The following is a 17,275-nucleotide window of genomic DNA, read 5'->3' as shown; positions in this document are numbered from 1 at the left end:
CGGCAGGCGGAGTAGTACCGGGGAGGCGGAGCACGGCGGCGGGCGGATGCCCGGCACCGTGGGGTAGCCGGCCGTCCGGCACCGTCCCGGCGATGTGCCGCCGCCGGGGTCGCCTCACGGCCGGGGCTTCGGCCGTGAGGCGACCGGCACGGTCATGCCGCGTGGGTCAGGCGGGCGATCAGGTCGTCCAGGCTCACGATTCCGGACAGGTTTCCCCTCTCGTCCCGGAGGACGGCGAGGGTCGCGCGGCGCTGCCGGAGCAACTCGATGCCGTCCGCGACGGTGTCGTGCGGTTCCAGCTCGGGGACCGGGCGGGCCAGGGCGCGAGCGGTGACCGCGCGGCTGCGGGTGCGGGCCACCAGCACGTCGCGGGCGTGGACCGAGCCGACGACCCGGGTGCCGTCCAGCACCAGCAGCCGGGTGCGGTCGTGCCGGGAGGCGATGGCCAGGACGGTGTCGGCGTCCGCGTCGGCGGGGACGGCGATGACGCGGTCGGCGGGGACCATCAGCGCGCCGACCGGCTCCTGCGGCGCGGTGAGCGAGCGGGTCAGCAGGCCGGACTCGCTCTTGGAGATCAGGCCCAGGCGCTGGGACTCGGTGATGAGGTGGGTGAGCTGCTCGCGGTTGTGGACCGAGGCCAGCCCCTCGCGCGGAGTGACCCGGAACATCCTGACCAGTCCGTTGCTGATCTTGTTGAGGATCCAGAGCAGCGGCCGTACCAGCAGCGTGATGCCGCGGAACGCCGGGGCGAGCAGCATCGCGGACTGCTCCGGGTGTGCGATCGCCCAGGACTTGGGGGCCATCTCGCCGATGACCATGTGGAGGAAGACGACGATCGCCATGGCGAAGAGGAAGGCGATGGCGTAGGACAGCTCGCCGGGCAGGCCGGCAGCTTCCAGCAGGGGCTCGACCTGGTGGGAGATGGCCGGTTTGGAGATGCTGCCCAGGCCGAGGGTGGCCACGGTGATGCCCAGTTGGGCGCCGGCGAGCATCAGGGACAGCTCCCGCATCCCGGCGAGCGCCGACTTCGCTCCTCTGCGGCCCTGCTCCGCGTAGCGTTCCATGCGGTGGTGCTTGGCGGCGACGAGGGCGAACTCGGCGGCGACGAAGAATCCGCTGGCGGCGAGCAGCAGGACGGTGGCCAGCGCGGCGGTCCACGGGCTCATGCGTTCTCCTCCTGGCCGGTGCGGTCGGTGTCGGTGGTGGTGCGGGCCAGCCGTACGCGCTCGGGCACGTGCCGGTCCAGGGAGAGCACCTCGATGGCCGCGTGCCCGTCCTGCGTGGGCAGGGCGAGGGTGATGTGGTCACCGACGGTGGGGAAACGTCCGAGGTGGTCGATGACCAGGCCGGCGACCGTCTCGTAGTCCTCGGCCTCGGGCAGGTGGATGCCGGTGGCCTCGGCGACCTCGTCCAGTCGGCGGCCGGCGTCGACCCGCCAGCCGTCGCCGTCGGGCACCGCCGTCTCGGTCAGGCGGTCGGTCTCGTCGGCGATCTCGCCGACCAGTTCCTCGGCGATGTCCTCGAAGGTGATGATCCCGGCGAGGCCGCCGTGCTCGTCCAGGACGACGGCGAACTCCTCGTCCCGCTCGCGCATCCGGTCGACCGCGTCCGGCAGGGGCTGGGTCTCGGGCAGCAGCAGGGCTGGGCGGGCCAGTTCCCCGGCGGTCGCCGTAGCGATGGAGGCCGCTTCACGCCTCATGAGTTCACGCACTCCGACGACGCCCACGACGTCGTCGGGACGGTCGCCGAGCACGGGGTAAGTGGAGTGGCCGTGGGCCGCGATCAGCTCGATCACCTCGGTCGCCGGGGCGTTCGCCGAAACAAAGACGGTCTCCACCCGGGGCACCATGACCGTGCCGGTGTTGCGGTCGCCGAACTCCAGGGCGTGGTCGACGAGGTCGGCCGTGTGCCGCGGGAGATGGCCCTGCTCGTGCGCGGCCTCGATGAGGTGGCCAACCTCCTCCAGCGTCGCGCCGTGGTGGAGTTCCTCCACCGGCTCGATCCCGGCCCGGCGCAGCAGCCTGTTCGCGGTGCTGTCGAAGACGTGGATCAGCGGGCCGGTCACCTTCAGATAGGCCAGGGTGGAGGAGGCCAGGGTCTTGGCCAGCCGGTCGGGGACGGCCAGGGCCAGGTTCTTGGGCGCGAGTTCGCCGATGACCATCTGCAGGGCGGTGGCCAGGACGAACGCGACCGTCAGCGCCACGCCGCCCACGGCGGCCTTCGGCACCCCGGCGCCCGTCAGGACCGGGCGCAGCAGCTCGGCGAGCGCCGGTTCGGCGAGGAAGCCGACGACCAGGCCGGTGACGGTGATGCCCAGTTGGGCCCCGGAGAGCATGAACGACAGCCGGCCCAGCACCTTCACGGCGCGGGCGGCGCGTTTGTCGCCGGCGGAGGCCTGCCGTTCCAGCGCGAGCCGGTCGGCGGCCACATAAGCGAATTCCTGGGCGACGAAGTACCCGGTGCCGAAGGTGAGCACGAAGACGGCGAGCAGACCGAGCCAGGCGGTCACCGCTCACCACCCCCTGGGCGGACAGTGGATCGGGTATGGCTGACCTGACCCTGCTGGGGGGCTGGCAAGAAGGACTCCTCGATTCGGTGGACTGGTTCGGTGGGCTTGTGCGCAAGACGATACGGCCGCGTTCCGCGGTCGGCGTGCAGGTGGCGGCGGGCACGCCCCGCCGCCGGGCCCGATCGCCCGCCGCGCGCGGCTCGTGTCTCCCGTGCCGGTGACAACTGCCGTCCGGCTCGTCGAGTTCCCGCGGTCCGGCGCGTGTCTCCCCGGGTACGCTCCGCCACGGCCGCAGTCCGTGTCTGTCAGTGCGGGACGGCGTGTTGATACCGTCCGTCGCGCAGGGGTGTTCGATGAGTCCGCGGCGCCGGCCCGGGCAGTTGTTGGGGTCGATACGTGGATGATGAGAAACAAGGCCGGTTCGCTGCTCGGCGGACAGCAGGCAGGACGCCCGCAGACGGGCGGCACCGGAAAGAGACGAGGCTGACCCGGCGGGGCCGAATCGTCGCCTGGTGCGCCGGCATCCTGGCGGTCCTCGCCGTGGCGGGCGCCGCAGGCGGGTGGTGGGCCTACCGGAGCCTGGAGAACAACATCCACTCCGCCAACCTCGACGACCGCCTGGGCCACACCCGGCCGGCCAACACCAGCCCCGGTTCGATGAACATCCTCGTAGTGGGGTCCGACAGCCGAGATGGTACCGACGGCGAGTACGGCAAGGGTCTGGAGACCATGCAGTCGGACACCCTGATGGTCGTCCACCTGCCCAGGAACCGCGAATGGGCCACCGTGGTGTCCTTCCCCCGCGACTCCTGGGTGCAGATACCCGCATGCGACCGCGGGGACGGTACCGAGTCCGCCCCCCACAAGTTCAAGATCAACGAATCGTTCGCCATCGGCGGCAGCACCGGAGACGTCGCAGGGGCCGCCGCCTGCACCATCAAGACCTTGGAGCACAACACCGGCCTGCGCATCGACCACTTCATGTCAGTGGACTTCCAGGGCTTCAAGGGCATGGTCAACGCCCTGGGCGGCATCGAGATCTGCCCGGAGGAACCGATACGCGACGACAAGGCCCACCTGGACCTGGAGGCGGGCTGCCAGACCGTCAAGGACGAGGACGCCCTGGGGTACGTCCGCGCCCGCTACGGTATCAGCGACGACAGCGACACCGGCCGCATTGGCCGCCAGCAGGAGTTCATGCGGGCTCTGGTCGCCAAGGCCAAGGCCAAGCTCACCAACCCCGCCGCCCTGTACGACTTCCTGGACTCGGCGACCGCTTCCCTGACCACCGACCGCGACCTGGCCGGCATCAAACCTCTGTACGACCTCGCTTCCACCTTCCAGGACATCCCCCGGGACCGGTTGACGTTCCTCACCGTGCCCAACTATCCGCGCGAAGCCGATGTCCCCTCGGACAAGGCGAACGTGGTGTGGCAGTACCCGCAGGCCCGCCGGCTGTTCACCGCGCTGGCCGACGACGAGGAGGTGGACAAGGCCGACCTGGAGGCGGAAACGGCCAATCCCCTCTACGCCAGCCGGGTCCGCGTACGGGTCCTCAACGGCACCGGTACCCCGGGGCAGGCCGGCGAGGTCGCCGAGGAACTGCGGGCGGCGGGTTTCACTGTCGTCTCGGTCGGCAATGCAGACCAGGAGGCGGAAGCCACCTCGGTCACCCATCCGGCCGGATTGGAGCGGCAGGCCCGGGTTCTGGCCTCCCGCCTGCCCGGCGCCGGGGCAGAGCAGGACAGCGACGCCGCACCAGGGGTGGTCACCCTCACCATCGGGGCAGGCTACGACGGACTGCGGTGACCGCCGGCTCCCGCCCGGGTCAGACCTGCCGCAGAACGGATGGCGGGGAGGGCGGAGGCAACTCGGCCGCGCCGAGCGCCGCGCCGTACCGGTCCGCGCGCTCCTCCGCCAAGTAGGGGGAGATGCGCAGTAGCACCTTCCCGCCCAGGTAGTGGCGCTCGGTGCGGGAGGGAATGCCGTAGGCGTCCCTCCTCAACTGCTCGGCGCGCTTCCGTGCCGCCTCGGCGTCGGAGTAGACCTCAATGGCACCGCCCAGGGCCACGCTGCCGGGATCGTTGTCGGCCACCTGTCCGCCGTCCACTCGTGCATCCTCGAAGACGACCTTGCTGCGGTAACCGCTCGCACGGCCCAGGAGTCCGTCGGGGTCGGCTTCGTGCCTGATGTACGGCCGGGCGTTCTCGATCGGCAGACCGGCCTGCCGGAGTGTCCGCAGCACCTCCTCAGCCTCAGGAGTCGGTGCGAGGCGGATCTCGGAGGCCGACGCGCCATGCCCAAAGGTGTGGGGGGAGGACTGAGCGTCCCTCCGCTCGATCAGGAGAACATTGCCGGCCAGCAGGACCACGCCTCCCAGGAGAGCGATCTTCCGCCTGTGGTTCATGCACCCGTCTCCGCAACGACGACTGACTCCGGCCCGCGAACCAGCGTACGTGCAATGCCGCCCGCTCAGGGGTGTATGTGCGGGTAGGGCACAGATCCTGGCGAGAGCGGCGTGTGAGGAAGAGCTGGCCGGAGTCGGCCGCGTAGTAGAGGGGGCCGCCGCGGAAGAGGTCGCCGATGGCGAGGTTGAGCACGTCCAGGCAGTTGCCGCCCACGATGGCCGCTATCGCCAGGGTCACCGCGCCGCACCGCGGCGACCGCCGCCACCGCCTCCGGCAGCGCGTTGACCCCGCCCATCAGGACCGCTCCGACGAAGCCCGCGTTCAGCCCGGTCGCCTCCAGCAGGCTCCCGGCCGCCCGCGCCACCGCCCAGCCGCTCAGCGCGACCAGGGCCGCGACCGCGAGGAACTCCCCCACAGACCGCGGCCACCCCGCCCGGCGAAGCGCTCCTCCTCGGGTGTGTCCGGGACGGTCTCGCGGGTGCGGACCGCCCGCCACATCGGCTCCTCCTGGTCGCGGATCAGCCGGATCCCGCCCCAGTAGAAGGCGGCCAGCACCAGCGAGGCCGGGTGCAGCCCCAGCAGGGTGGCCTCAGGGCCGAAGAAGGCCATCAGCGACAGTCCGAGCAGGACTATGAGCAGGCAGCCGAACAGCACGTTGCGCAGGGACGCCGCGGCGTGTTCGAGGTTGACCCGCCGGTAGGAGGCGTCGGCGCCTTCTCTCCGGCAGGCACCGGTCACTCCGACCACATATATTCTACATGGCTGTAGAAAGGCGGGGTGGTTTGGCGACACCAGAGCGGTCCCTTTGGCTTCACCGCAGCACCGCCGGTCCGCCACTCGGAACCTGGCCGCCGGTGCACGAGAAGCGACTCCAGCTCCGTTGGCGAGCGCGCCCCGGAAGGCAGAACCGAACCAACGCACCGCAAAGGAGCGACCAGTGGATAGCCGAAAATCCGTAGTGACTGCAGAAAAACACCGAGGCGGGGAAAGTCGCGCTAACTCAGCACCCTGGGCTTCAGACCTGATGCTCCAATTACGTAAATAGCGCTCCTGCAAGCCCGTGCCTGCACGTCTGTCATCTACGCTGCTTCACCCACCCGGTGACCAGGCCTACAACGAACACCACAGCAGCGATGATCAGCATCCACTTCAGCGCCTTGACCACCAGCCCCAGAACCGCCAGCACAACGGCGAACAACAGCAACCACACAAGCCACTTCATCGGGCCTCCTCGGTGAAGACATTCGTGATACGCCGACGTCGGCGGCGCGGGGCGGCACGGAGCGCCTTGCCCTCTCCAGTGGCCCAGGAAGCCCTTCCTCAAACGGGCTTCCGCATGGTCGGGTGTGCCGTGTCAGCCGGTCGGTCGTTGAGCTGTGCGGCGGAGACGGCCGCGCAGCGCCGCGCGTGTCCCTGGACCCGGCACTGCAGCCCCCTCACATTCGGGGGCTTGTGCTTTACGGCCGATCTGCGCCATCGCGTCGCGCCGGGTGCGGCAGACCCTGGTCTGTGCAGGCGCGTCTGACCCGTGTGTCGCCAGGGCGTGGGGCCGACGAGTTCGGGCAGGGCATCTCCACGGTGACGAAACCGAGGACGGTATCCCTGCGCTGACAACAGCGGCCAGGTGCGTGCTGTCGGCGCGCACCGCGACCAAGGCACTGCCGAAGGGGAGACGCCGGCCCCGACACCGGTCACGGCGTGCGGGTGGAGTGGGAGAAGAAGCATGTGGCGGCGATGGTGCCGAGAGCCTCCTCCGTGAGGTGCAGATAGCCCACGGGCCAACGGCCGGCATACGGAAGCGGCCGCCCTGAACGGGTGACGGTGCGTTCCGGCCTGTCGGGGCGGACGCCATCGCGGGCCCCCAGCGGGCGCGCCGTCATCGGTGGCGGGGAGAGGTCAGGTCGGATTTTTCACAGGGTCATGCCCATGGCGGACCTCACCGGCGCCCCTCGACGGTGTCCGCCTCGGCGGCATCGCCGTACCCGCCGGTGGACCGCGGCCGTGGCGCGCTCCCTGCACAGGCACTGCGGGAGCGTGTCGGCGGGGCCGCGCCGCTCCTATGCTCGACGGTGGCCAGGGAGAACTCGGCTGCAGCGAAGACCGCACGCGCCGGGGCGAGTGGAGGCGGCGGGATCTCGGCCACCATGTCACCCCTCCCCCTCACTCGATCCAGGCAGGAGCGTGGCATGGCTGGTACTGGGGGGTTCGCCCAAGGCGGGGCGAGTACCTCTTACGTCTCTCAAGGGGCTCTGGGGGGCCGGTGCGCCTGCCGAAAGCCTCCCCGCGGCGTCACAAAGACAGCGCAGAACCCCCTGCCCGCAGGGGTGAGGGCCCCCTCGAAGGACTGTTTTCAGACTTTCCCCGACCGGCTGCGCGGATGCGCGCCGAGCGGGGTTCCACACCTTCTATGCTTCTACAGTCTTGTAGATAAGACGAGGGGGTGGCCACGGATATTCCCGGCCACCGGCAGGCATACACGTCTCGCCCGAGAGATACGGCGGGACGGGAGGCACTCCGTCCGCGGAGAGCGGTCGAGCAACCGGACACAGACTCGGCCACTGCAAGCCGCGGAGCGGTCGGGCCTGCCGCACCTCACTCACACACCGTCAGCCTGGGAGGGCGTACGTGGCTTCGATCGACCTGGACAAGGTGCTGGACAAGGCGTGGGCGGACAAGTCCCTGCCGGAGATACTCCAGGCTCCCGTCTCCGCCCTGAAGGGCGTCTCCGACCGCGACGGCGAGCTGCTGGACCAGGCGTTCGGCGTGAAGACCGTGGCCGACCTGGCCGGGTTGAAGTACGCCCGCTGGGCCCAGGCCCTGGCCGCGCTGGACACCACCGCCAAGTAACCACCGAAGACCGCGTGGCGCCGCGCACGGCGCAGCCCCCGCGCCCCCGCCGCGGCGCCACGCGCCTTCACCCGCACAGGCACCCGCACAGGCACATGCAAAGGAGAACGCCGCGATGGTGTTCAAACGGCTGCTCGGCTCGCTCGGCGTGGGCGGACCCACGGTGGACACGGTCCTGGCACAGGGCCCGGCCCTGCCGGGCGGCCCTCTGTCCGGACAGGTCCATCTCAACGGCGGCAGCACCGATTTCGACATCGAGCACATCACCCTGGAACTGATCGCCCGCGTCGAGACCGAACACGGCGAGGGCGAGTCCGAGGGCGGAATCGTCTTCGACCGCTTCACCGTCGCCGGCGGCTTCCGCCTGGCCCAGGGCGAGGAGCGCACCGTCCCGTTCACCGTGACGCTGCCGTGGGAGACCCCGGTCACCGAGCTGTACGGCCAGCCCCTGGGCGTCGTCCTGGGAGTGCGCACCGAACTGGCCGTGGCCGGCGCGAAGGACAAGGGCGACCTCGATCCGCTGACCGTCGGCCCGCTGCCCGCGCAGGAAGCGATCCTGGAGGCCCTCGGGCAACTGGGGTTCGGCTTCAAATCCGCCGACCTGGAGTACGGCCGCATCCACGGCACCGGCCAGACCCTGCCCTTCTACCAGGAGATCGAACTCACCCCCGCCCCGCAGTACGCGCACGCGGCGACCGAGGTCGAGGTGACCTTCCTCGCCCATCCCGGCGGCATGGAGGTGGTGCTGGAGGCCGACAAACGCGGCGGCCTGTTCGGCGGGGGGCATGACGCCCTCACCCGCTTCACCGTCGGCCACCACGACGTCCGCGACTGGAACACCGAGGTCGACGGCTGGGTCCGGCACCTCCTCGAGCACCACGCAGCACACTCCGCGCACTCCGCGCACGGCGGGTACGGTCACGCCGACCCCTACGGCCACGGCCACGGCGAGCACCACGGCAGCCACCGCTCCGGCCCCGGCATGGGCACCGCCGTCGCCGCGGGCGCGGCCGGACTCGCGGTCGGCGTCGTCGGCGGAATGGTCGCGGCCGAGATCGTCGACGAGATCGGCGACGCCTTCGAAGACGAGACCGACGAGGACGAGGGCTGATCCCCGCCCACCGCTTCTACAGGATTGTAGAAGGTAGTCTGGGTCCGGGTCGCATCCGCGCGGCCCGGACCCGAGCGATGTATGGAGTTGCCGTGGCTTTGTGGGATCGCATCAAGGAATCTGCCCAGACGATGCAGGCCCAGCTGGAGGCGAAGAAGAACGACCTCAAAAGCGGCGCGTTCCGCGACGCGTCCATGGCGATGTGCGCCCTGGTCGCGGCGGCCGACGGCACGATCGACCCGGCCGAGCGCCGGCGCGTCGCCCACCTGATCACCGGCAACGAGGTGCTGAAGAACTTCCCCGCCGACGATCTGCACCGCCGCTTCGAGGCGCATCTGGACACGCTGACCGCCGATTTCGACCTGGGCAAGGTGAGCGTGATGCAGGAGGTCGCCAAGGCCAGGAAGAAGCCTGCCGAGGCCCGTGCGGTGATCCAGATCGGCATCGTCATCGGGGGCGCCGACGGCGACTTCGACGCCACCGAGCGGGCCCTGGTCCGCGAGGCCTGTTACGCCCTCGATCTGCCGCCCCACGAGTTCGACCTGTAAACAACCCGCTGCCGCCCTGCGCACATCGGCCGCCGGGGGCGGGCACACGCACAGCGAACCGCACCACGGAAGGAACGGCATGGAGATCTCCGGCCTCATCAGCGCAATCGTGATCGGTATCGTCATCGGCACCCTGGGGCGACTGGCCCTGCCGGGCCGTCAGCACACCGGCGTCCTGCTGACCATCGGGGTCGGTATCCTCGCGGCCCTGGTCGGCACCGCCATCGCCGCAGGGCTCGGGGTGGCGGAGACCGGCGGCGTCGACTGGATCGAACTGGCCATCCAGGTCGCCCTGGCCGCCGGCGGCGTCGCGGCCGTCGAGCGTCTCAAGGGCCGCTGACCCACCTACTCCTGGGGGCGGGCGACTACCCGAGGCATGCAGTGGCCGCTCCGGGTGCCCGCGACGCTTCTGCAGCGGGGTGGCCGCCTCCAGCACCAGGAACAGGGTGACGGCGGAGTTCGCCGACGACAGCGCCGAGACGGCCACCCCCGCCGCGGCCGGGCCGGTGCCGCGGCGGGGGCGACCGCGGCGAAGTGGACCGGTGCGGCAGCCGGACGGCCGGCAGCGCGGGAGATCAGTGCCGCTCCGCCCACCACCCGCCGGCTCTCGACCGCAGCCAGCGCGTACGCGTACGGCTCGCCGTCGGGCAGCACCGTCACCGAACGGCCGCGTGCACCCGTGAGTACCCGTACTGCCCGCGCACAGGCCCCCACGACCGTCTCATCCCCCCGGCTCTTCGGCCCGCTCCAGCAGCTCCCGCAGCAGCCGCTCGTCCCCCGGCGGCAACGAGGTCACAAAACTCGCCAGCACCGCCTGACGGTCACTCTCCCCGTCCAGCACCCGCCGCATGCGCAGCGCCGCCAGCCCCGCCCCGTCCGCCGTCGGCGACCACACGAACGAACGTCCCGACTTCTCCCGCACCACCGCGCCCTTGGCCAGCAACCGGGTCAGGATGGTGATCACAGTGGTGTACGCCAGATCGCCGCCGAGCCGCTCGCGCACCCAGGCGGTGTCCACCGGCCCCGGCGCCTGGCCCAGCGCCGACAGCACCTGTACCTCCAGCTCACCCTGGCCGCGCCGCCGCGCACGGGGCCGCCGGGACCGCCCGGCCTTCTCCTGGTCCACCCTGCCGTCTCCTTCCAGCCATGCCCCCGTCACCCGGCCGGGCCGACCGTACATCGTAAGTGGACAGCAACCCGATCGACACTCACATTTCTTCTACACTATTGTAGATTCACGATGGCAGCCGTCGGCGGACAGCCCGGCGAACCAACACGGCAAACAGGAGGAAAGCGTGGGAGTGTCCCTCTCCAAGGGCGGCAACGTCTCGCTCAGCAAGGAGGCACCGGGCCTGAGTGCGGTCCTCGTCGGCCTGGGCTGGGACGTGCGCACCACCACCGGCACCGACTACGACCTGGACGCCAGCGCCCTGCTGTGCGACTCCTCGGGGAAGGTCGCCTCCGACCGGCACTTCGTCTTCTACAACAACCTCACCAGCCCCGACGGCTCGGTGGAGCACACCGGCGACAACCTCACCGGTGAGGGCGAGGGCGACGACGAGGTCATCAAGGTGAACCTCGCGGGAGTGCCCGCCGATGTCCACAGGATCGTCTTCCCCGTGTCCATCCACGACGCCGAGGCGCGCGGGCAGAGCTTCGGCCAGGTCCGCAACGCCTACATCCGCGTGGTCAACCAGGCCGGCGGCACCGAGATCGCCCGCTACGACCTGAGCGAGGACGCCGCCACCGAAACCGCCATGGTCTTCGGCGAGCTCTACCGCCACGGCGCGGAGTGGAAGTTCCGCGCGGTCGGCCAGGGCTACGCCTCCGGCCTGCGCGGCATCGCACAGGACTACGGAGTGAACGTCTGAGGCCGCACCCGATTCCAGGAGCAGGCCCTGCCCGGTCGGCAAGCCGAACACGCTCCGCGCGAGGCACCGTCAGCCTCGACCCGGAAGCCGTACCGCAGCGCCGGGCCACTCCGCCGAGGAACCGCCCATGATCCCGCCAACGCACCTGCGGCCGGAGGACGAAGCCGAGTTCGAACAACTCGTGCACCAGGCCCTGCGCAGCGCGGACATCCACCGCGCGGTGTACCGGGCCGCGGGGGATGTCACCACACGCCATCTGCGTGACCAGGCCATGACCGAGAGGCACACCATCGCGGCGGCAGCCGCCGTCGAGTACCAGGCGTACCTCGAACGGTGCGAAGCCGCCGGGACGGGATCCCGGAAGGTGCCCACCGGGAGCCCAACCCCGAGCGGCAGACACGGTTTCCTGGCGGCAGTGGTCGTCCTCACACCGGTCCTCTCCTCGATCGCGGCCGCCCTCTTCCTCGCTCTCGGCTACGGCACAAGCCTCGGCAGCCCCGGGAATGCCCTCGCGGACGCGCTGATAAGGGCAGGACGCACAGCTGTGGTCGTCGCCCTGGTCTCGACGGCGGTCGGCGTCGCCTGCCTTCTGCTCACCGCCGCCCGCCACCGCTCCTCACCACCGGAAACCACCGGGGACCGAGAAATCGAAGTATGGCGGCTTCGCGAATCCTGGCGGCAAGCCCTCCTGACACGCGGCATCCACCCCTTCCTCCACGACCGGCTCCGGCAGCCGCACCCCGCCCCCGTTCCGGAACCAGCGGAGCCTTCACCGGCGGCACACCCCGACCCGAGTCCTGCCGGTCCCGGCCACACCAGTCCGGGGTTCAGCGGCCCGCGCCACCCCGCACCGAGCGCATGACCCATCCTTGCCCCTCACACCCATCGAGAAGAGGAGACACACACGTGACGGTCAACTTGTCCAAGGGACAGGCGATCAGCCTGCAGAAGTCCGACGGGGGCACCCTGACCGCGGTGCGGATGGGGCTCGGCTGGCAGGCGGCTCCCCGCCGCGGCCTGTTCGGCCGGCGCACCCAGGAGATCGACCTGGACGCCTCGGCCGTGCTCTTCGCCGGGCAGCAGCCCGTGGACGTCGTCTTCTTCCGCCACCTGGTGAGCGACGACGGCTCCGTGCGCCACACCGGCGACAACCTCGTCGGCGGCGCCGGGCAGGGGGGCGACGACGAGGCGGTCCTGGTGGACCTCCAGCGGGTCCCGGTCCACATCGACCAGATCGTCTTCACCGTGAACTCCTTCACCGGCCAGACCTTCGCCGAGGTGCAGAACGCCTTCTGCCGGCTGGTGGACGAGACAGGCGGCCAGGAACTGGCGCGCTACACCCTCACCGGGGGCGGCCAGTACACCGCGCAGATCATGGCCAAGGTCCACCGCCAGGGCGACGGCTGGCAGATGACCGCCCTGGGCACCGCGGCCAACGGCCGCACCTTCCAGGATCTGATGCCCTCGATCACCCCCCTGCTGTAGCAGGCGGGACCGTGAACAGCCCCCGCCTCGCACACATCCTCCGGAAAGGACCACGATGCTCGGAATCAGCGAGGTAGCCATCCTCATCATCGTCGTCATCGTCATATTCGGTGCCAAAAAACTACCCGAGCTCGCCCGCTCCGCAGGAAAGTCGGCCCGCATCCTCAAAAGCGAAGTCAAAGCGATGAAATCCGATCACCCTCCAGGTGCACCGGGCTCCCGCGTCATCAAGTCCGCGAACGACGATACGCCCTCCGGCGGAATCGGCAACGGCTCCGCAGGCAGGACTTCGCACTGAGGTCTTTCAGCGTTGCAGCTCCAGGGTGAGGACGGCTGCGGTGATTGACGACATTCGATTCGGGCTGCATCGGGATCTGCGGAAGATCCGCCAGGACTTCAGCCGTGCCATGCCGCGTCCGACAGGGGTCCGAGCCTGAGCCAGCGCGCGGTTGACCGTGCGCTGGGTTGGCGACAGCTCGCCGCCGGGCGGCCGTTTGCGGCCGGTGGTCACCCTCCCGGGTGGCGATGAGCATCGTGACCCACTCGACCAGCGTGTGCGGCAGGTCGAGTGCGGCAGGATAGGGAACCAACGAGGCCCCCGTACCGATGGGTTGAGACGTCGAACACCTCCCTCAACGGCACGGGAGCCTTGTGCGTTGCGGTCGGCCCGCCCGTCACCCACACGGGGCCCAAACTGAAAGGGCTCAGTTATAGCGCACGAGTTCGGCCGCGAACATCAGCGCTTGCGCGGGCGTCAGCGCCATCGTGGCCAGGCTGGTGGTGCGGTGCCAGCGTTCCAGGGCCTGCCGGGAGAGGGGCAGCCGGGTGGGTCGCGGTCCCGGCAACAGCAGCCCGGGCGTGACCGTGCCCCACGCCCACAGCGACCCCGACCGGCCGAGCGCCCGGTTGAGCAGGGCGGGTTCGTCGGCGAGCAGGATGCCTGCCCCGGCCGCCGCACAGCCGGCCGCCCACGCCAGGTACGTGCGCTGGAGCTGCCCACCGGACAGTGTGCACCGGCCGGCCGGCAAGGTGTGCGACGCCGGGATCGGCGTCGCACACGGCATCGTCCCTGCCGTGCCGACACACGACGCCGGACATCCGGGCAGCCATGTCTTCCATGTCACCTCCTCACAGCAGTCGGGCGGGAGAGGCGGTCGGTTCTCGCAGGCGCCGAAGAAGCGGCAGGAGTTCCGGACTTCGCCTCCCTCCTGTGCGGCGGTGGAGGAGGCGGTTCTTCCGAACCTCCGGACAGCCGGTCGAGGTGATCCCAGGTTCAGGGGCGGAGGCGCCTCAGGTCCGCCGCGAGTGAGCTGATGGCCGCGGGGTTGCGCGGGCTCTCGACGAGGTCGACGTAGTCGAGGACGACGATCCGGTCGTTCTTGATGGCGGAGACGTTCGCGAGCGGCTTGTAGGACGTGAGGAACTTGCGCTTCTGTTCCGCGGTGGTGTCCCCGTAGTCGTTGATCACGATGACCTCGGGATCGCGGGCGACGACCGTCTCCCAGCCCACGGTGGTCCAGCTGTCCTTCAGGTCCTTCATGATGTGGTCGCCGCCGGCCTTGGTGATGATGTCGTGGGGGCCGGCGTAGGCGCCGGACGTGAACGGCTTGTCCTGACCGCTGTCGTAGAGGAACACCCGTGGCCGGTCGGCACCCTTCAAAGCCTTCGCCTGCGCTTCGGCCACCTGCTCGCGGAACTCGGTGATGAGTGCTTCGGCCCTGTCCTCGACGTCGAACACCTCGCCCAGGTTCCGCAGGTCCGTGTACAGCGCGTCGAGCGGGGGCATCACGCCGCGGGCCTTGCCCCGTCCGTTGCGGCACGACTCGCTGAGCAGGTACGAGTCGATGCCCAGGCGTTGCAGCACGGCGGGTGTGAAGCCCTCGCCCTCGTTGAAGCCGTAGTTCCAGCCCGCGAAGACCAGATCGGCGCGGGCGTCCAGGACCAGTTCCTTGTTGATCCGTTCCTTCGAGAGCCACTCGGTCTTCCGGTAGCCGTCCTTCCACGGCACCGCGGTGAGGTCGCCCTTGTCGTCGGGCATGACGTATCCGGCCATGTGGTCCTCGAGGCCGAGGGCGAACATGATCTCGGTGATGCCCACATCGTTGGTGACCACGCGCTGCGGAGCCCGCTCGAAGGTCCTCTTCTCGCCGCAGTTCTCGACCGTGACCGGATAGTGGTCGCCGAGTGCCCGGGCGTCGTCTCCTCTCCCCTGCTCCGAGGAGACGTCGGCCCCGCAGCCGGTGACGGCGAGGGTCAGGACGAGGGCGAGGGCGGCGGGACGTGCGAGGTTCGGCATGACGGCGGTGACTCCTTGGAGAGCGGACCGGGAGGTGGACTACTGGGTGGAGAGGCGGTCGAAGATCAACTGAACCGCGCCTGTCTCCGGGTGGGGGACGCGGTGCGCCCGGACACCGAAGACATCGGCCAGCAGGGCGGGCGTGAGAACGTCGTGGGGGGCGCCGGAAGCGACGATCCGCCCGCCGTCGATGACGTGCAGGACGTCGCAGTGGAGCGCGGCGAGGTTGAGGTCGTGCAGCGCGGTGAGCACGGTCAGCCCGCTGGCCCGCACCAGGGACAGGACCTCCAGCTGCTGGGCGATGTCCAGATGGTTGGTGGGCTCGTCCAGCACCAGGACCTGTGGCTGCTGGGCGAGTGCGCGGGCGATCAGGACCCGTTGCTTCTCACCGCCGGAGAGCGTGAGGAAGCCGCGGCCGGCCAGATGGCCGGCGCCGACCCCTTCCAGCGCGGCGGCACACGTGCGCCGATCCTCCTCGGTCTCCCGGGCCACCGCCCCCTGGTGCGGCAGCCTGCCCATGGCCACGACCTCGGCCACGGTGAAGTCGAACTCCGCGACCGCCTCCTGGGGAAGGGCGGCGAGCCGGCGTGCGCTGTCGCGCGGGCTCATGGCCAGCAGGTCGTCGCCGCCGAGGCGTACCGCACCGGCCGTGGGACGCAGGGCCCGGTAGACGCATCGCAGCAGGGTCGACTTGCCGCTGCCGTTGGGCCCGACGAGCCCCACCACCTGGCCACTGCCCGCCCGCAGTGAGATGTCCTCCACCACACGCGCGCCGGAGATCTCCACGGTGACCGCGTCGATGTCGACCCGCATCACACACCTCCGAAGGTGTAGGTACGGCGGCGCATGAGCATCACGAAGCAGGGCACGCCGATCACAGCCGTCAGTACGCCCAGCGGCAGTTCGGCCGGGGCGAGCACCACGCGCGACAGGATGTCCACCCAGACCAGCAGCACGGCGCCGGCCAGGGGCGCGACGGCCAGCAGTCGGCGGTGGTCCGCGCCGACCAGCATCCGGGCGGCGTGCGGAACCATCAGGCCCACGAAGCCGATCGCCCCGCTGACCGCGACCACCGCGCCGGTGACGGCGGCGGTCGTCAGGAAGAGTTCCCTGCGCAGCCGCCCAGGATCCACCCCCAGCGCGGCGGCGGTCTCGTCGCCCATCGCCAGGGCGTTCAGGCGCCGGGCCGAGAAGCCGAGGTGGACGAGGCCGCCGAGGACCGCGCCCGCGGCGATCGGTACGGAGGACCAGCTCGCGCCGCCCAGGCTGCCGAGCAGCCACATCATCGCGGACCGGGCCGCCTCGCCGTGTTCGGCGGCGAACACCATGAACGTGGTCACGGCCGAGAAGCCGTAGTACATCGCGGTACCGGTGAGCACGAGCCGGAGCGGTGTCAGTCCGCGCGGGGTCCGGGCGATCGCGTACACCAGGGCCATGGCGGCGAGCGCGGAGAGGAAGGCCGCCGTGGACAGCGCCCAGATACCCAGGGCGCCGAAGGCGCCGAAGATGAGCACGGCGTTGGCTCCCACGCCCGCGCCGGAGGAGATGCCGAGGACGAACGGGTCGGCGAGCGCGTTGCGGACCATGGCCTGGACGGCTACGCCCACGGATGCCAGGCCGGCGCCGACGACCGCGGCCAGCACGGCGCGCGGGAAGCGCAGTTCCCACACGATGGTGTAGGAGGAGAGCTCGTCCGGAGCGATGGACCCACCGGTCAGCCCCGCCCGGAGGCAGTGCAGCGCCTCGCTCCACGAGAGCCCCGACGCTCCGATGCCCGCCCCGCAGACCAAGGAGACGGGGAGTGCGAGGCACAGGCCGGTCACGAGCAGGGGCAACGAGACGCGCCGGGGTGGTGGAGGCCCGCCGCTCGTGGTGCGGTGCGGTACGGCGGGTACGTGGTCGCGGAGCGTGGCCACAGGCGGATCGCTTTCGCCTCGGGCCGTGCACCTACGTGATCAAAGGAGCGGCTCCGGGCGCCGGGCGCCCTGCGCAGCGCCCTCTCGCAGTCCACGGCGATCGACAGGAGCTTCACCACCGCGGGTAATCGGGCTTACGGAACCCTGTACAGGACTCCGCCTACCGTTGCGGGTCAGCGCCGGACTTCGACCGGACTTCCCCCGCGGGGCGCTTGCAGCTTAGCGCGTGCCACCACGCTTCCTCCCCTTGAACGGGACACGGGTTCGCGCCACCGCGGTGGGAT

At 70.5% G+C, this 17,275-nt stretch carries 17 protein-coding genes, 3 pseudogenes and 1 riboswitch; of the genes and pseudogenes, 9 read left to right on the top strand and 11 right to left on the bottom strand.

What is annotated here, in order from left to right; all coding sequences use genetic code 11:
- Positions 1-152: 152 nt before the first annotated feature.
- Together QPK52_RS26525 and QPK52_RS26520 are read right to left on the bottom strand one after the other, a co-directional pair.
- Complete coding sequence (locus QPK52_RS26525) at positions 153-1,166, bottom strand: hemolysin family protein (protein WP_410540045.1); 1,014 nt, start codon at positions 1,164-1,166, stop codon at positions 153-155.
- A complete protein-coding gene (locus tag QPK52_RS26520) occupies positions 1,163-2,509 on the bottom strand; it encodes a hemolysin family protein (protein WP_410540044.1) in 1,347 nt (448 codons plus the stop codon). The genes QPK52_RS26525 and QPK52_RS26520 overlap by 4 nt, the downstream gene beginning before the upstream one ends.
- A 540-nt stretch (positions 2,510-3,049) precedes the next feature.
- Between QPK52_RS26520 and QPK52_RS26515 the strand changes: the two genes are divergently transcribed.
- On the top strand, positions 3,050-4,318 hold the full coding sequence (locus QPK52_RS26515) for an LCP family protein (protein WP_410540043.1): 1,269 nt from the start codon (positions 3,050-3,052) through the stop codon (positions 4,316-4,318).
- A gap of 19 nt (positions 4,319-4,337) precedes the next feature.
- Here the strand turns inward: QPK52_RS26515 and QPK52_RS26510 are convergent, their stop codons facing one another.
- The 3 genes and pseudogenes from QPK52_RS26510 to QPK52_RS26500 form a co-directional block, all read right to left on the bottom strand.
- The gene (locus QPK52_RS26510) at positions 4,338-4,916 is read right to left on the bottom strand and encodes a hypothetical protein (protein ID WP_410540496.1); all 579 of its coding nucleotides are present in this window, start codon (positions 4,914-4,916) and stop codon (positions 4,338-4,340) included.
- A 112-nt stretch (positions 4,917-5,028) separates the two neighbouring features.
- A pseudogene (locus QPK52_RS26505) lies at positions 5,029-5,628 on the bottom strand (cation transporter); the annotation flags it as partial.
- 364 nt (positions 5,629-5,992) lie between these two features.
- The gene (locus QPK52_RS26500) at positions 5,993-6,139 is read right to left on the bottom strand and encodes a hypothetical protein (RefSeq protein ID WP_410540042.1); all 147 of its coding nucleotides are present in this window, start codon (positions 6,137-6,139) and stop codon (positions 5,993-5,995) included.
- Between the two features lie 1,403 nt (positions 6,140-7,542).
- Here QPK52_RS26500 and QPK52_RS26495 point away from each other — a divergent pair.
- From QPK52_RS26495 to QPK52_RS26480, 4 genes are all read left to right on the top strand, one after another.
- Positions 7,543-7,764 (top strand): hypothetical protein, encoded by a 222-nt coding sequence (locus tag QPK52_RS26495; protein WP_410534825.1) that lies wholly within the window; start codon positions 7,543-7,545, stop codon positions 7,762-7,764.
- Positions 7,765-7,879: 115 nt separating this feature from the next.
- Complete coding sequence (locus QPK52_RS26490) at positions 7,880-8,875, top strand: sporulation protein (RefSeq protein WP_410540041.1); 996 nt, start codon at positions 7,880-7,882, stop codon at positions 8,873-8,875.
- 92 nt (positions 8,876-8,967) lie between these two features.
- Positions 8,968-9,423 carry a tellurite resistance TerB family protein gene (locus QPK52_RS26485; protein WP_410540040.1) on the top strand — a complete coding sequence of 152 codons (456 nt, stop codon included), beginning with the start codon at positions 8,968-8,970 and terminating at the stop codon, positions 9,421-9,423.
- A gap of 79 nt (positions 9,424-9,502) precedes the next feature.
- On the top strand, positions 9,503-9,763 hold the full coding sequence (locus QPK52_RS26480; RefSeq protein WP_410540039.1) for a GlsB/YeaQ/YmgE family stress response membrane protein: 261 nt from the start codon (positions 9,503-9,505) through the stop codon (positions 9,761-9,763).
- 381 nt (positions 9,764-10,144) lie between these two features.
- On the opposite strand, the gene QPK52_RS26475 is transcribed toward QPK52_RS26480, so the two are convergent.
- Positions 10,145-10,549 carry a BlaI/MecI/CopY family transcriptional regulator gene (locus QPK52_RS26475; protein WP_410534828.1) on the bottom strand — a complete coding sequence of 135 codons (405 nt, stop codon included), beginning with the start codon at positions 10,547-10,549 and terminating at the stop codon, positions 10,145-10,147.
- A 169-nt stretch (positions 10,550-10,718) separates the two neighbouring features.
- On the opposite strand from QPK52_RS26475, the gene QPK52_RS26470 reads away from it, so the two are divergent.
- The 4 genes from QPK52_RS26470 to tatA all read left to right on the top strand — a co-directional run bounded on the left by QPK52_RS26470 (position 10,719) and on the right by tatA (position 13,077).
- The gene (locus QPK52_RS26470) at positions 10,719-11,294 is read left to right on the top strand and encodes a TerD family protein (protein WP_410540037.1); all 576 of its coding nucleotides are present in this window, start codon (positions 10,719-10,721) and stop codon (positions 11,292-11,294) included.
- A 127-nt stretch (positions 11,295-11,421) separates the two neighbouring features.
- A complete protein-coding gene (locus QPK52_RS26465; RefSeq protein ID WP_410540036.1) occupies positions 11,422-12,156 on the top strand; it encodes a hypothetical protein in 735 nt (244 codons plus the stop codon).
- 44 nt (positions 12,157-12,200) lie between these two features.
- The gene (locus QPK52_RS26460; RefSeq protein ID WP_410540034.1) at positions 12,201-12,779 is read left to right on the top strand and encodes a TerD family protein; all 579 of its coding nucleotides are present in this window, start codon (positions 12,201-12,203) and stop codon (positions 12,777-12,779) included.
- Positions 12,780-12,834: 55 nt separating this feature from the next.
- Entirely contained in the window at positions 12,835-13,077 is a 243-nt protein-coding gene (gene tatA / locus QPK52_RS26455) for a Sec-independent protein translocase subunit TatA (protein WP_410540033.1), read from the top strand.
- A 6-nt stretch (positions 13,078-13,083) separates the two neighbouring features.
- On the opposite strand, the pseudogene QPK52_RS26450 reads toward tatA, so the two are convergent.
- From QPK52_RS26450 to QPK52_RS26430, 5 genes and pseudogenes are all read right to left on the bottom strand, one after another.
- A pseudogene (locus QPK52_RS26450) lies at positions 13,084-13,290 on the bottom strand (transposase family protein); the annotation flags it as partial.
- 196 nt (positions 13,291-13,486) lie between these two features.
- A pseudogene (locus QPK52_RS26445) lies at positions 13,487-13,693 on the bottom strand (hypothetical protein); the annotation flags it as partial.
- A gap of 359 nt (positions 13,694-14,052) precedes the next feature.
- Positions 14,053-15,075: an ABC transporter substrate-binding protein gene (locus QPK52_RS26440; protein ID WP_410540032.1), complete on the bottom strand. Its 1,023-nt coding sequence runs from the start codon at positions 15,073-15,075 to the stop codon at positions 14,053-14,055.
- Positions 15,076-15,114: 39 nt separating this feature from the next.
- Positions 15,115-15,888, bottom strand: coding sequence for an ABC transporter ATP-binding protein (locus QPK52_RS26435; RefSeq protein WP_410540031.1), 774 nt, complete (start codon positions 15,886-15,888; stop codon positions 15,115-15,117).
- The gene (locus QPK52_RS26430; protein ID WP_410540030.1) at positions 15,888-16,991 is read right to left on the bottom strand and encodes a FecCD family ABC transporter permease; all 1,104 of its coding nucleotides are present in this window, start codon (positions 16,989-16,991) and stop codon (positions 15,888-15,890) included. Before QPK52_RS26430 ends, QPK52_RS26435 begins: the two co-directional genes overlap by 1 nt.
- A 101-nt stretch (positions 16,992-17,092) precedes the next feature.
- Positions 17,093-17,243: riboswitch (cobalamin riboswitch) on the bottom strand.
- Positions 17,244-17,275 lie beyond the last annotated feature (32 nt).

Origin of the sequence: Streptomyces sp. KL2, assembly GCF_046529545.1 — a bacterium.
Classification (GTDB): domain Bacteria; phylum Actinomycetota; class Actinomycetes; order Streptomycetales; family Streptomycetaceae; genus Streptomyces; species Streptomyces radiopugnans.
This window is presented reverse-complemented; position numbering and strand designations above follow the sequence as displayed.